At 59.4% G+C, this 13,695-nt stretch carries 11 protein-coding genes; 5 read left to right on the top strand and 6 right to left on the bottom strand.

Annotation, left to right across the window (positions count from 1 at the left end):
- Positions 1-49 precede the first annotated feature (49 nt).
- Genes gsiD through iaaA form a run of 5 tightly spaced genes read right to left on the bottom strand, consistent with a single transcriptional unit; the run spans position 50 to position 6,272 of the window.
- On the bottom strand, positions 50-961 hold the full coding sequence (gsiD, locus tag ACOTX5_RS08785) for a glutathione ABC transporter permease GsiD (protein ID WP_045911421.1): 912 nt from the start codon (positions 959-961) through the stop codon (positions 50-52).
- A gap of 1 nt (position 962) precedes the next feature.
- Positions 963-1,883, bottom strand: a complete 921-nt coding sequence (gsiC, locus tag ACOTX5_RS08780; protein WP_006809475.1) for a glutathione ABC transporter permease GsiC — start codon at positions 1,881-1,883, stop codon at positions 963-965.
- Positions 1,884-1,888: 5 nt separating this feature from the next.
- The gene (gsiB, locus tag ACOTX5_RS08775) at positions 1,889-3,427 is read right to left on the bottom strand and encodes a glutathione ABC transporter substrate-binding protein GsiB (RefSeq protein ID WP_045911422.1); all 1,539 of its coding nucleotides are present in this window, start codon (positions 3,425-3,427) and stop codon (positions 1,889-1,891) included.
- A gap of 23 nt (positions 3,428-3,450) precedes the next feature.
- The gene (gene gsiA / locus ACOTX5_RS08770) at positions 3,451-5,322 is read right to left on the bottom strand and encodes a glutathione ABC transporter ATP-binding protein GsiA (RefSeq protein ID WP_023296179.1); all 1,872 of its coding nucleotides are present in this window, start codon (positions 5,320-5,322) and stop codon (positions 3,451-3,453) included.
- 11 nt (positions 5,323-5,333) lie between these two features.
- On the bottom strand, positions 5,334-6,272 hold the full coding sequence (gene iaaA, locus ACOTX5_RS08765) for a beta-aspartyl-peptidase (RefSeq protein ID WP_015571030.1): 939 nt from the start codon (positions 6,270-6,272) through the stop codon (positions 5,334-5,336).
- A 189-nt stretch (positions 6,273-6,461) separates the two neighbouring features.
- On the opposite strand from iaaA, the gene moeA reads away from it, so the two are divergent.
- Together moeA and moeB are read left to right on the top strand one after the other, a co-directional pair.
- Positions 6,462-7,694 carry a molybdopterin molybdotransferase MoeA gene (gene moeA / locus ACOTX5_RS08760; protein WP_022650670.1) on the top strand — a complete coding sequence of 411 codons (1,233 nt, stop codon included), beginning with the start codon at positions 6,462-6,464 and terminating at the stop codon, positions 7,692-7,694.
- A gap of 1 nt (position 7,695) precedes the next feature.
- A complete protein-coding gene (moeB, locus tag ACOTX5_RS08755; protein ID WP_045911423.1) occupies positions 7,696-8,448 on the top strand; it encodes a molybdopterin-synthase adenylyltransferase MoeB in 753 nt (250 codons plus the stop codon).
- Between the two features lie 132 nt (positions 8,449-8,580).
- On the opposite strand, the gene fsa is transcribed toward moeB, so the two are convergent.
- On the bottom strand, positions 8,581-9,243 hold the full coding sequence (fsa, locus tag ACOTX5_RS08750; protein WP_017693747.1) for a fructose-6-phosphate aldolase: 663 nt from the start codon (positions 9,241-9,243) through the stop codon (positions 8,581-8,583).
- A 127-nt stretch (positions 9,244-9,370) separates the two neighbouring features.
- Between fsa and ACOTX5_RS08745 the strand changes: the two genes are divergently transcribed.
- The 3 genes from ACOTX5_RS08745 (at position 9,371) to ACOTX5_RS08735 (ending at position 13,688) form a co-directional block, all read left to right on the top strand.
- A complete protein-coding gene (locus tag ACOTX5_RS08745; RefSeq protein WP_032671261.1) occupies positions 9,371-10,270 on the top strand; it encodes a glycyl-radical enzyme activating protein in 900 nt (299 codons plus the stop codon).
- A 4-nt stretch (positions 10,271-10,274) separates the two neighbouring features.
- A complete protein-coding gene (locus tag ACOTX5_RS08740) occupies positions 10,275-12,707 on the top strand; it encodes a formate C-acetyltransferase/glycerol dehydratase family glycyl radical enzyme (RefSeq protein ID WP_047726853.1) in 2,433 nt (810 codons plus the stop codon).
- 165 nt (positions 12,708-12,872) lie between these two features.
- A complete protein-coding gene (locus ACOTX5_RS08735; protein WP_017384898.1) occupies positions 12,873-13,688 on the top strand; it encodes a Cof-type HAD-IIB family hydrolase in 816 nt (271 codons plus the stop codon).
- Positions 13,689-13,695: the final 7 nt, after the last annotated feature.

Here is a 13,695-nt window from a genome sequence, read left to right as displayed (position 1 = left end):
TTTTGTAGGCCGGGTAAGGCGTAGCCGCCACCCGGCACATTTCACTGCACTACCCCTTAATCCTCTGATCCAGCGCGTCGCGCAGCCCATCCCCCAGCAGGTTAAACGCCAGCACGGTCAGGAAAATCGCCAGGCTCGGGAAGATCGCCACGTGTGGCGCAATCACCATATCCGCCCGCGCCTCGTTCAGCATCGCCCCCCACTCCGGCGTCGGCGGCTGTGCCCCTAACCCCAGAAACGACAGGCTGGCCGCCGAGATAATCGACACGCCTATGCGCATGGTGAAATAGACCACGATAGACGAGACCGTTCCCGGCAGAATATGGCTGAACAGGATGGTGGCATCGCTGGCTCCCATGCTGCGCGCCGACTCGATAAAGGTCTGCTGCTTCAGCACCAGCGTGTTGCCACGTACCAGACGCGCGAAAGCGGGAATCGAGAATACCGCCACGGCGATAATGACGTTCGCCATGCCGCTGCCCATCACCGCCACCACGGCAATCGCCAGCAGAATACCGGGAAAGGCAAACAGCACGTCGCAGATACGCATGATGATGCGGTCCCACCAGCCTTCGTAGTACCCGGCCACCAGCCCCAGCACGGTGCCAATTGCTGCGCCCATCAGCACCGCGAAGACCCCGGCCGCCAGTGAGATCTGCGCCCCTACCAGCACGCGGCTGAATATATCGCGCCCGAGCGAGTCCACGCCAAACCAGTGCATCATCGACGGACCATCGTTCAGCCGGTCGTAGTCGAAGTAGTTTTCCGCATCAAACGGGGCTATCCAGGGGGCGATAATCGCCACCAGGATCAGCAGTAACACAAACAACCCGGCGACCATAGCGACGGGCTGACGACGGAATCGACGCCAGAACTCAACCCACGGGGTGCGAATATGGTCCGGCCTGATCCCCGGCATAGCGTTTAAAATGGCCTGGCGACGCCAGTTCAGTAATCGCATCTTACTTATACCTGATGGCCGGGTTAATGGCGGCGTAAAGCACATCCACCACTAAGTTGATAAGAATAAACTCCAGCGAGAAAAGCAGGACTTCAGCCTGAATAACCGGATAGTCACGCATATCGACCGAGTCGACCAGCAGGCGCCCCAGCCCCGGCCAGTTAAAGACCTTCTCAACCACGATAGAGCCCCCCAGCAGGAAGCCGAACTGTAGCCCCATCATCGTGACCACCGGGATCATCGCATTACGAAAACCATGCTTCAGAATGACCCATTTCTCACTCACCCCTTTTGCCCGCGCGGTGCGAATGTAATCTTCGCTCAGCACGTCGACAAACGAGGCGCGGGTAAACCGGGCCATAACCGCCGCAACGGCCGCGCCTAGCGTCATAGAGGGCAGAATGTAGTGCTTCCAGGTGTCGGCCCCGACGGTCGGCAACCAGCCCAGCTCGACGGAGAAAATCTGCATCAGCAGCATGCCCAGCGCAAACGCCGGGAAAGAGATGCCGGTGACCGCCAGCGCCATACCGAGCTTATCCGGCCAGCGGTTGCGCCAGACGGCGGCGACAATCCCCGCGCCCAGGCCAAAGACAACCGCCCAGCTCATACTGGCAATCGTTAACCAAAAGGTAGGCATAAAGCGGCTGGCAATCTCCTCCGACACCGGACGACGCGACACCATTGAGATGCCGAAATCGCCCTGAAGGACATTGCCAATGTAACGCAGAAATTGCCTGTACAGCGGCTGATCAAGACCGAGCTGTTTACGCACCAGTTCAATAACCGTCGCATCCGCTTCCGGTCCGGCAATCAAACGCGCCGGATCGCCGGGCAGCATATGGACAAACAAAAACACCAGCACGGCCACAATCAGCAGCGTCGGGATAAGCCCCAGCAGGCGTTTACACACATAATTCAGCATGAGTTTTATTTCAAATCCGCGTCATCAAAGCTAAAGCCCGTATCCGGCATGATGTAAAAACCGGTCAGCGCTTTGTTGTGGGCTGAGACCAGTTTTTCCACCACCAGCGGCACCCACGGCGACTCTTTCCAGATAATGTCCTGCGCCTCTTTGTACAGGCGTGCTTTCTCTTCCGGTTTGGTGGTTTTCAGGGCATCGGCCAGATCTTTATCCACCTGCGGATTACTGTAGAACGCGGTATTGAACAGCGTTGGCGGCCAGTTCTGGGAAGCAAACAGCGGCGACAGGGACCAGTCCGCTTCTCCGGTTGAAGCCGTCCAGCCGGTGTAGAACATCCGCACGCCGCTCTCTTTCTGTCCTTTGCCTTCCACTTCCGCCGCTCGCTGTCCGGCATCCATCGCCGTAACCCTGGCTTTAATGCCCACCTGCGCCAACTGCTGCTGGGTAAATTGCAGCACCTTCTGCGCGGTACTGTGGTTATGCGACGACCACAGCGTAGTGCTAAAGCCGTTCGGATAGCCCGCCTCTTTCAGCAGTTCCCGCGCTTTCGCCGGATCGTAAGGCCACGGCTGATAGCTTTGCGCGTACTCAATGGTTGGCGGCATCACGCCCGTCGCCGGGGTGGCGTAGCCGGCAAAGGCCACCTTCACCAGCGCCTGGCGGTTAATGGCGTAGTTGATGGCTTCACGCACCTTCGGGTTATCAAACGGTTTCTGCGTGACGTTCATGCTGATGTAGCGCTGCATAATCGACGGGCTGGCCACCAGTTCCAGCTTGCTGTTTTTCGCCAGCAGCGCCGCCTGTTCGTACGGGATCGGGAAGGCAAACTGCGCTTCGCCGGTTTGCAGCATTGCGGCGCGGGTGTTGTTGTCCACTACCGGCCGCCAGGTGATGGTATCCAGCTTCGGCAGCCCCTGCTGCCAGTATCCGGCGAATTTTTTCACCTTCACAAAATCGGTCTGGTTCCAGGTGAGCAGTTCGTACGGTCCGGTCCCCACCGGGTGGAATCCAATCTCTTTGCCGTATTTTTTCAGGGCGGCGGGGGAAATCATCGCCGTCGCGGGATGCGCCAGGATATTGATGAACGCCGAGAACGGCTCTTTGAGGGTGATCTTCACCGTCGCCGGATCAACCACCTCGGTTTGGGCGATATTTTTATACAGGTTGTAGCGTTTAAGACCGTTTTCCGGATTGCTGGCACGATCCAGGTTGACCTTAACCGCCTCGGCGTTGAAGTCGGTGCCATCCTGGAACTTCACGCCGGTACGGAGCTTAACGGTATAGACCAGCCCGTCGTCCGACACGGTATAGCCTTCCGCCAGCACGTTTTTCAGCTTCATTTTGCGGTCCAGGCCGAACAGCCCCTGGTAGAAGGATTTTGCCACCGCCTGAGAAAGAGTGTCGTTGGCATCATACGGATCCAGGGTCGTGAAGTTAGACCCCACAGCCACCACCACATCTTTCGCCGCGAACGCGGGGGCGGCGGCCAGCGCAGCCGCCACGCTCGCGGCCAGCAGCCATTTACGAGCAACAAAAGGAACCATTGTGTTCTCCTGCCTGTTGTAAGTTATAACCGCGAGAATGCATTGCCCTGACGCGGTGGTGCGACAAAATGACCGGGTCCCACCTCACGCAGCGCCACGCGCTCCAGGGTTTCGCCCCGTTTACGAATATTGCTCGGCATTTCGTCCTGCAACAGCACGCGCTGGGCGTGACGATGCTCAGGATCGGCAACCGGTACGGCAGCCATCAGCTTGCGGGTGTACGGGTGCTGCGGGTTTTCAAACACCGCCCGACGGGGGCCGATTTCAACAATTTGCCCCATGTACATCACCGCCACGCGATGGCTGATCCGCTCCACCACCGCCATATCGTGGGAGATAAACAGAAACGCAATGCCCAAATCCCGCTGTAAATCGAGCAGGAGATTGATAATTTGCGCGCGGATAGAGACATCCAGCGCTGACACGGACTCATCCGCAATCACCACTTTCGGATTGAGGGCCAATGCCCTCGCAATGCAGATACGCTGACGCTGACCGCCAGAAAATTCGTGCGGATAACGCCAGGCATGCTCCGGCTTCAGGCCCACGCGCTCCAGCAGCCATGCGACGCGGCGCTGCGCGGCTTCACCGTCGAGCAGGTTATGCACCCGCAGCGGCTCCATAATCGAGTACCCCACCGTATGGCGCGGATCGAGCGACGCATAAGGATCCTGGAATATAAACTGAATATCCCGGCGCACCGCCTGCAATTTACTGTTAGGGAGCGTGTCGATGCGCTCACCGTTGAAGGTGATGCTCCCCTCCTGCGACGCCACCAGCCTGAGCAGCGCCCGCCCGGTGGTGGATTTACCGCAGCCGGACTCCCCCACCAGCGCCAGCGTTTCGCCCGGCCAGAGATCAAAACTGACGTTTTCAACCGCATGCACTTCGCGCTTCACGCGATTGAGGATCCCGCTACGCAGCGGGAAACGGGTCACCAGGTCACGCACTTCGAGGATTGGCCTGCCGGGAACCACCGTATCCTGCTCGGTTTCGTCTTCCTGCTGGCCCTGTTCGGTCTGTGAGAACAGCGGAAAACGGCGCGGAAAATCACTGCCATTCATGGCCCCCAGACGCGGGACCGCCGCCAGTAGCGCTTTGGTATAAGGATGCACCGGCGCATGAAAGACCTGCTCCACCGTGCCGGTTTCCACGGCATTGCCCTGATGCATAACCAGCACCCGATCGGCAATATCCGCCACCACCCCCATATCGTGGGTGATGAAAATCACCCCCATCTCCATCTCCTGCTGCAACACCTTAATCAGTTGCAGGATCTGGGCCTGAATGGTGACATCCAGCGCCGTGGTGGGTTCGTCCGCAATGAGCACCGCCGGACGGCACGACAGCGCCATCGCAATCATCACCCGCTGGCGCATGCCGCCGGAAAGCTGATGCGGATAGCGGGACAAAATCGCGTGCGCCTCAGGGATACGCACCAGCTCCAGCATCCGTTTTGCTTCGTTGAGCGCCTCATCACCGCTCAGTCCCTGATGCAGGCGGATAGATTCGGCAATCTGCTCGCCCACCGGAAAAACCGGGTTCAGGGAGGTCATCGGCTCCTGAAAAATCATCGCAATATCTGCCCCGCGCACCCCCTGCATCTGGGACGCACTCAGCTCGTTGAGATCGATAACCTGACGGTTGCGACGGCGCAACAGCATCCGCTCGCTGGTGACCTGCCCGCCCGTCTGCTCAAGCAGACGCATCAGCGCCAGCGCGGTAACGGATTTACCGGAACCTGATTCGCCAACAATCGCCAGCGTCTCGCCGCGCCTGAGCGAAAACGATAAATTCTGTACTGCGGGGATGAACTGCCGCTCTTCCTGAAACGCAATATTCAGTTGGTGGACAGCCAGCACTTCGCAGTTGTCCAGCTCTTCACGGTGCGGCACGCAATGCCCCCTTATTCACGATAAATGCCTGTGCTGGGCGCATCGCCGGCATACCCCCACGCCCGGTACATCCCTTCACTGTTGAACGGCAGAGCCACGTTGCCCTCCCGATCCACCGCAATTAAGCCGCCAATCCCGCCCAGCGCCGGCAGTTTCTCCATCACTACCCGCTCGCAGGCCTCACTCAGGCTTAATCCGCCGTAATCCATTAGCGCGGTAATGTCGTAGGCCGCCAGCGCGCGGATAAACACTTCGCCGGTGCCGGTGCATGACACCGCCGCGGTGGCGTTATTGGCGTAACACCCGGCCCCCGGCAGCGGGCTGTCGCCGACGCGACCGGGAAGTTTGTTGGTCATACCGCCTGTCGACGTCGCGGCGGCGAGATTACCGGCTTTATCCAGCGCCACCGCGCCTACCGTGCCCATTTTACTGCGTTCATCGAGCGGCGCGGCATGGTCCAGCTGCGTCATCCCCGCTGTACGGGCCTCCAGCAGTTGCCGGTAACGCTCCTCGGTGGAAAAAAGATCGGGCGAGACCGTGTCCATCCCGTGCTCGACGGCAAATTTTTCCGCCCCCGCCCCGGCCAGCAGCACATGCGGGCTTTGTTCCATCACCAGACGCGCGGCCAGCACCGGATTACGCAGACGGCTGACGCCCGCTACCGCGCCCGCCTTCAGGGTGACGCCGTCCATCACGCAGGCATCCAGCTCGTGCGTTTCATCGCGCGTAAAGACCGAGCCAATACCGGCATTAAACAGCGGGCACTCCTCCAGCAGACGTACCGCCTCGGTCACCACGTCCAGCGCGCTGTCGCCCGCTTCCAGCATCCGCTGGCCTGTTTCCACAATGGCGTTCAGCGCATCAATATAACGCTTCTCCTGCTCGGGACTGAGCTGTGCACGGGTGATTGCCCCGGCACCGCCATGAATTGCGATAACCGCTTTACTCATTTCGCATCACCCATTAGCCTGGCTGGCTGCTTTTTCTATAAATATCATTATCGTCGACGAATCTTCAGATGATTTTTGAATATAGAAAGACGCAACTGTGATGTAAAGCGTACACCCATCGGGTCATACAGTTAGCCGCACTTTTCTGCCATAATGAGCGCTTTCGTTGTTACTCCGCAGGAGCCCACCATGGATTTTACCGCCGGACTGATGCCGCTTGAGACGGCACTCTCGCAGATGCTTGACCGCATTACTCCACTGCACGACGTTGAGACACTGCCGCTTGTGCGCTGTTTTGGCCGTATTGCCGCGCGCGATATCGTCTCGCCGCTGAACGTGCCGGGGTTCGATAACGCGGCGATGGACGGCTATGCCGTACGTCTGGCGGATCTGCAAACGGGTCAGCCGCTGCCGGTGGCAGGTAAAGCGTTTGCCGGGCAGCCGTTTAACGGTGAGTGGCCAGCGGGCACCTGCGTGCGCATTATGACCGGGGCACCGGTGCCAAAGGGCTGTGAAGCCGTGGTGATGCAGGAAGAGACCGAACAAACGGACGACGGCGTGCGCTTTACCGCCAGCGTCAAAGCGGGACAGAATATCCGCCACATCGGGGAAGACATTACCCTGGGCGCAACGGTCTTTGCCGCCGGGCAAAAGCTGACGGTCGCCGAACTGCCGGTGCTGGCATCGCTTGGCATCGCGGAGATTGACGTGGTCCGCAAAGTGCGCGTGGCGGTGTTCTCCACGGGAGATGAGCTACAGCTTCCGGGTCAGCCGCTGAACGAGGGGCAGATTTACGACACCAACCGTCTGGCGGTGCACCTGATGCTTGAGCAGTTGGGCTGCGAGGTGATTAACCTCGGTATCATTCCTGACGATCCGCAAAAACTGCGCGCGGCGTTTATCGACGCTGACGCCTCTGCCGACGTGGTGATCAGCTCCGGCGGCGTATCGGTTGGCGAAGCGGATTACACCAAAACCCTGCTTGAAGAGCTGGGTGAAATCGCCTTCTGGAAGCTGGCGATTAAACCGGGCAAACCGTTCGCGTTTGGCAAACTTCCGCACAGCTGGTTCTGTGGCCTGCCGGGTAACCCGGTCTCTGCCGCGCTGACCTTCTACCAGCTGGTGATCCCGCTGCTGGCGAAGCTTTCAGGCAACAATGCCAGCCCGCTGCCGGAGCGTGTGCGCGTGCGGGCGGCAACGCGCCTCAAAAAATCACCGGGCCGTCTCGATTTCCAGCGCGGCATTCTGGCGCGCAACGCCGACGGCGAGCTGGAGGTGAGCACCACCGGGCATCAGGGTTCGCACATCTTTAGCTCCTTCAGTCAGGGTAACTGCTTTATCGTGCTGGAGCGCGATCGCGGCCACGTTGAGGCGGGCGAATGGGTTGAAGTGGAACGCTTTAACCACCTGTTCGGAGGCTGACATGACGGTGGAACTGAGCGACCCGGAGATGATGCGCTATAACCGCCAGATCGTGCTACGCGGGTTTGATTTCGAGGGCCAGGAAGCGCTCAAGGCGGCCAGCGTGCTGGTTGTGGGCCTGGGCGGGCTGGGCTGCGCAGCGACGCAATACCTGGCTGCGGCGGGTGTCGGCCGCATGACGCTGCTGGATTTCGACACCGTGTCGGTGTCCAACCTGCAACGCCAGACGCTGCACAGCGACGCGACGGTCGGTCAGCCTAAAGTGGAATCAGCACGCACGGCGCTGGCGCGCATTAACCCCAACGTTCAGTTCACCCTGATTGACGCGATGCTGGATGACGACGCGCTGTTTGCCCAGATTGCACGGCATGACCTGGTGCTGGACTGCACCGATAACGTCGCCATTCGCAACCAGCTCAATGCGGGCTGCTTTGCCCGTAAAACGCCGCTGATTTCCGGCGCGGCCATCCGCATGGAGGGACATATCACCGTCTTCACCTACGCTGAAGGAGAGCCCTGCTACCGCTGCCTGAGCCGTCTGTTTGGCGAGAATGCGCTGACCTGCGTCGAGGCGGGCGTGATGGCGCCACTGGTTGGCGTTATCGGTTCCTTGCAGGCGATGGAGGCGATCAAAGTGCTGGCGCACTACGGCACGCCCGCAGCGGGTAAAATCGTGATGTATGACGCGATGACCTGCCAGTTCCGCGAGATGAAGCTGATGCGTAACCCGGGGTGTGAGGTGTGCAGCAAATAAAAAAGTCGGGTGGCGGCTTCGCCTTACCCGACCTACAACGGCCCGAGCGTAGGCCGGGTAAGCGTCAGCGCCACCCGGCAACCGCGATGCAAACGTAGGCCGGGTAAGCGTTAGCGCCACCCGGCAACAGCATCAGACAGACGTCCGCCCAAACGCCCCCTGCCAGTCCTGCTCAAACTTCACAATTGCCGCATCCACGGCCGGAGAGGTAATAAACTGCTGCGCCACGTCCAGCGGCAGCGTGATGGATTCGCACCCTGCCAGCAGGCAGTCCAGCGCCTGGCGCGGGGTTTTAAAGCTCGCCGCCAGCACTTTTGACTGCGGGGCATGCAGGGTCAGCAGCTGTTGCAGTTCGACTACCGTCTGGATCCCGTCCCCGCCCTGCGCGTCCACGCGGTTCACATAAGGAGCCACATACTCAGCCCCCGCCAGTGCGGAGAGCATCCCCTGTGCTGCGCCGTACACCGCCGTACCCAGCGTCGGGATCCCTTCTGCTTTCAGCATTTTGATCGCCGCCAGCCCTTCAGCGGTCACGGGCACTTTCACCACCAGGTCATTGATTATCGCGCGCAGCTTACGTGCGTCTTCCACCATTCCCTCGGCGGTCTTCGCCATCACCTGAGCGAACAGCCGGCCCTTGCCGCCCAGCGCGTCGTGCAGCGCGGGCAGCAGCTCTTCCAGAGGCGTTTTACCCGCCGCCACAATGCTTGGGTTAGTGGTCACGCCCGCCAGCGGGAAGATACGCGCCAGCTTTTTGACTGCCGCAACGTCAGATGTGTCGAGATAAAGTTCCATGATGTCACCCTCAAAATTAGCCTGCACTTACCCTATCACAGCAAAACCTGCTCAGGAATTGACCCATATCAAGATAACTTTCATTCGAAAGTAATTTAATCTTCATATGTAATTCGAGGGCAAGAAAATGATCTTCAATATACAGCGTTACTCCACCCACGACGGTCCCGGTATTCGAACCGTGGTATTCCTGAAAGGCTGCTCGCTGGGCTGTCGCTGGTGTCAGAACCCGGAAAGCCGCTCCCGCACGCGGGACGTCCTGTTTGATGCCCGCCTGTGCCTGGACGGCTGTGACCTGTGTCAGCAGGCCGCGCCGGGGTGTGTTGAACGCGCGCTGAACGGGCTGGTCATTCATCGTGAGAAGCTTAACGACGAGACGCTCACTGCCCTTACCGACTGCTGCCCGACCCAGGCGCTTACCGTCTGCGGTGAAGAGAAGCAGGTGGAGGAGATTATGGCCACCGTGCTGCGCGACAAGCCCTTCTACGACCGCAGCGGCGGCGGGATCACCCTCTCCGGCGGCGAGCCGTTCATGAACCCGGCGCTGGCACATGCCCTATTTAAAGCCAGCCATGAACAAGGCATTCATACCGCCGTTGAAACCTGCCTTCACGTCCCCTGGCATTATATCGAGCCGTCACTGCCGTATGTCGATCTGTTCCTGGCGGACCTGAAGCATGTGGACAGTGACGTATTCAAACAGTGGACCGATGGCTCAGCCAGACGGATCCTGGACAACCTGAAGCGCCTGGCTGCCGCCGGGAAAAAAATCACCATTCGCGTGCCGCTGATCCAGGGCTTTAACGCCGATGAAACGTCGGTTACCGCCATTACCAATTTCGCCGCCGACGAACTCGGCGTTCACGATATTCATTTTCTGCCGTATCACACGCTGGGCATGAACAAATACACCCTGCTCGGCCAACCCTACTCTGCCCCTGACAAACCGCTGGATAACCCTGCCCTGCTGGACTTTGCGCAGCAGTACGCCTGCCAGAAAGGGTTAACCGCGACCTTACGAGGATAAACCTATGACAACCCTGAATCTCAACACCCTCAGCGAGCGCATTAAGGCGCACAAAACGGCGCTGGTGCATATCGTTAAGCCGCCGGTCTGTACCGAGCGCGCACAGCATTATACCGAAATGTATCAGCAGCATCTGGACAAGCCGATCCCGGTACGTCGCGCACTGGCGCTGGCGCATCACCTGGCAAAACGCACCATCTGGATCAAACACGACGAGCTGATTATCGGTAACCAGGCAAGCGAAGTGCGCGCCGCGCCGATTTTCCCGGAATATACCGTCTCCTGGATTGAGAAAGAGATTGACGATCTGGCGGACCGTCCGGGTGCGGGCTTCGCGGTCAGCGAAGAGAACAAGCGCGTCCTGCATGCGATCTGCCCGTGGTGGCGCGGCCAGACGGTGCAGGATCGCTGCTACGGTATGTTTACCGACGAGCAGAAAGGCCTGCTGGAAACCGGCATCATCAAAGCCGAAGGCAACATGACCTCCGGCGACGCGCACCTGGCGGTGAATTTCCCGCTGGTGCTGGAGAAAGGGCTCGACGGCCTGCGCGCGAAAGTGGCCGAGCGCCGGTCGCGCATCAACCTGACGGTGCTGGACGATCTGCACGGCGATCAGTTCCTGAAAGCCATTGATATCGTGCTGGAAGCCGTAAGCCTGCACATCAAACGCTTTGCCGACCTGGCGCGTGAAATGGCCGCGACAGAAACCCGCGACAGCCGCCGCGACGAGCTGCTGGCCATGGCGGAAAACTGCGACGTGATTGCTCACGAGCCGCCAAAAACCTTCTGGCAGGCGCTACAGCTGTGCTACTTCATTCAGCTAATCCTGCAAATTGAGTCCAACGGTCACTCCGTCTCCTTTGCCCGTATGGACCAGTACCTTTACCCGTACTATCGCCGCGACGTGGAGCTGGACCAGAGTCTGGATCGCGAGCACGCCATTGAGCTGCTGCACAGCTGCTGGCTGAAGCTGCTGGAAGTGAACAAAATCCGCTCCGGCTCGCACTCCAAAGCCTCTGCGGGCAGCCCGCTGTATCAGAACGTCACCATCGGCGGCCAGAAGCTGGTCAACGGTGAACCGATGGACGCGGTCAACCCGCTCTCTTACGCCATTCTCGAATCCTGCGGCCGTCTGCGCTCCACCCAGCCGAACCTGAGCGTGCGCTACCACGCGGGCATGAGCAACGACTTCCTCGACGCCTGCGTGCAGGTGATCCGCTGCGGCTTCGGGATGCCGGCGTTTAACAACGATGAAATCGTCATCCCGGAATTTATCAAGCTCGGCGTGGAACGAGAGGACGCGTATGACTATGCGGCGATTGGCTGCATCGAAACCGCCGTCGGCGGCAAGTGGGGCTATCGCTGCACCGGCATGAGCTTTATCAACTTCGCCCGCGTGATGCTGGCGGCGCTGGAAGGCGGTCGCGACGCCACCAGCGGCCAGGTGTTCCTGCCGCAGGAAAAAGCGCTTTCTGCCGGTAACTTCGGGAATTTTGATGAGGTCATGGCGGCGTGGGATAACCAGATCCGCTACTACACCCGCAAATCCATTGAGATCGAGTACGTGGTGGACACCATGCTGGAAGAGAACGTCCACGATATTCTCTGCTCGGCGCTGGTGGACGACTGTATCGAACGCGCGAAAAGCATTAAGCAGGGCGGCGCGAAGTATGACTGGGTTTCCGGCCTACAGGTGGGGATCGCCAACCTCGGCAACAGCCTGGCAGCGGTGAAGAAGCTGGTGTTTGACCAGGGCGTTATCGGTCAGCAACAGCTGGCGGCGGCGCTGGCGGATGACTTCGAGGGGCTGACCCACGAGCAGCTGCGCCAGCGCCTGATCAACGGCGCGCCGAAGTACGGCAACGACGACGACAGCGTGGACCTGCTGCTGACCCGTGCCTACGAAACCTACATTGAAGAGCTGAAGCAGTACCATAACCCACGCTACGGCCACGGCCCGATTGGGGGTAACTACTATGCGGGCACGTCGTCTATCTCCGCAAACGTGCCGTTTGGCGCAGCAACCATGGCAACGCCGGACGGCCGTAAAGCCCACACCCCGCTGGCGGAAGGGGCAAGCCCGGCCTCCGGTACCGACCACCTCGGCCCGACGGCGGTGATTGGCTCCGTGGGTAAACTGCCGACGGAAGCGATTCTCGGCGGCGTGCTGCTAAACCAGAAGCTGAACCCCTCGACGCTGGAAAACGACAGCGATCGCCAGAAGCTGATGGTGCTGCTGCGCACCTTCTTCGAGGTGCATAAAGGCTGGCACATTCAGTACAACATCGTCTCCCGCGAAACGCTGCTGGAAGCGAAGAAACACCCGGATCAGTATCGTGACCTGGTGGTGCGCGTGGCGGGCTACTCGGCGTTCTTCACTGCCCTGTCGCCAGATGCGCAGGACGATATTATTGCCCGTACTGAGCATACGCTGTAAAAAAACGCCCGGTGGCGCTTCGCTTACCGGGCCTACATTGTCCCCCCGTAGGCCGGGTAAGGCGAAGCCGCCACCCGGCTTTCTGACTTTCATTCGAAATTAAATTTGTGCTCCCCGTCACCTTGTTATTAGAATGTTTCAAACGCAGTGACCCAGGAGCACAGTATGACCGTAAAAGTTATCGTCACCGATATGGACGGAACTTTCCTTGATGATGCCAAGCAGTACGATCGTGACCGCTTCCAGGCACAGTTTGAGCAGCTTAAAGCCCGCGACATTGAATTTGTTGTCGCCAGCGGCAACCAGTATTACCAGCTCATCTCCTTCTTCCCGGAGCTGAAAGATCAGATCTCCTTCGTCGCGGAAAACGGCGCGCTGGTCTTCGATCACGGCGAACAGATTTTCCACGGCGAACTGACGCGTCATGAGTCGCAAATCGTCATTGGCGAGTTGCTAAAAGACAAAGGGCTGAACTTTGTGGCCTGCGGGCTGGAGAGCGCGTACGTCAGCGATAAAGCACCAGAAGCGTTCGTGAAGCTGATGTCGAAACACTACCATCGCTTAAAACCCATCAGCGATTACCGCGAAATTGACGACGTGCTGTTTAAATTCTCCCTGAACCTGCCGGACAGCGATATCCCGAATCTGGTTGATAAACTGCATGTCTCCCTGGACGGCATCATGAAGCCGGTCACCAGCGGCTTCGGTTTTGTCGATTTGATTATCCCCGGCCTGCACAAGGCCAACGGCATCAGCCGCCTGCTTAAACGCTGGAAAGTCTCACCTCAGGCGTGCGTCGGCATTGGCGACAGCGGCAACGATGCGGAAATGCTGAAGCTGGTGAAATACTCCTTTGCGATGGGCAACGCGGCGGACAGCATTAAAGAGGTCAGCCGTTACACTACCGACGATAACAACCATCAGGGCGCGCTGAATGTGATTCAGGCCGTGCTCGACGCGCACTCCCTGTTCGACGCCTGATCCCCCT

This window comes from Enterobacter cloacae complex sp. IR5441, assembly GCF_049238215.1.
Taxonomy (GTDB): domain Bacteria; phylum Pseudomonadota; class Gammaproteobacteria; order Enterobacterales; family Enterobacteriaceae; genus Enterobacter; species Enterobacter hormaechei_C.
This window is presented reverse-complemented; position numbering and strand designations above follow the sequence as displayed.

Bases quoted from the DNA above. Each gene is read 5' to 3' on its own strand.
- iaaA (WP_015571030.1), bottom strand. From the start codon at position 6,272: ATGAGTAAAGCGGTTATCGCAATTCATGGCGGTGCCGGGGCAATCACC.
- ACOTX5_RS08745 (WP_032671261.1), top strand. From the start codon at position 9,371: ATGATCTTCAATATACAGCGTTACTCCACCCACGACGGTCCCGGTATT.
- gsiC (WP_006809475.1), bottom strand. From the start codon at position 1,883: ATGCTGAATTATGTGTGTAAACGCCTGCTGGGGCTTATCCCGACGCTG.
- ACOTX5_RS08740 (WP_047726853.1), top strand. From the start codon at position 10,275: ATGACAACCCTGAATCTCAACACCCTCAGCGAGCGCATTAAGGCGCAC.
- gsiB (WP_045911422.1), bottom strand. From the start codon at position 3,427: ATGGTTCCTTTTGTTGCTCGTAAATGGCTGCTGGCCGCGAGCGTGGCG.
- gsiD (WP_045911421.1), bottom strand. From the start codon at position 961: ATGCGATTACTGAACTGGCGTCGCCAGGCCATTTTAAACGCTATGCCG.
- moeB (WP_045911423.1), top strand. From the start codon at position 7,696: ATGACGGTGGAACTGAGCGACCCGGAGATGATGCGCTATAACCGCCAG.
- fsa (WP_017693747.1), bottom strand. From the start codon at position 9,243: ATGGAACTTTATCTCGACACATCTGACGTTGCGGCAGTCAAAAAGCTG.
- moeA (WP_022650670.1), top strand. From the start codon at position 6,462: ATGGATTTTACCGCCGGACTGATGCCGCTTGAGACGGCACTCTCGCAG.
- ACOTX5_RS08735 (WP_017384898.1), top strand. From the start codon at position 12,873: ATGACCGTAAAAGTTATCGTCACCGATATGGACGGAACTTTCCTTGAT.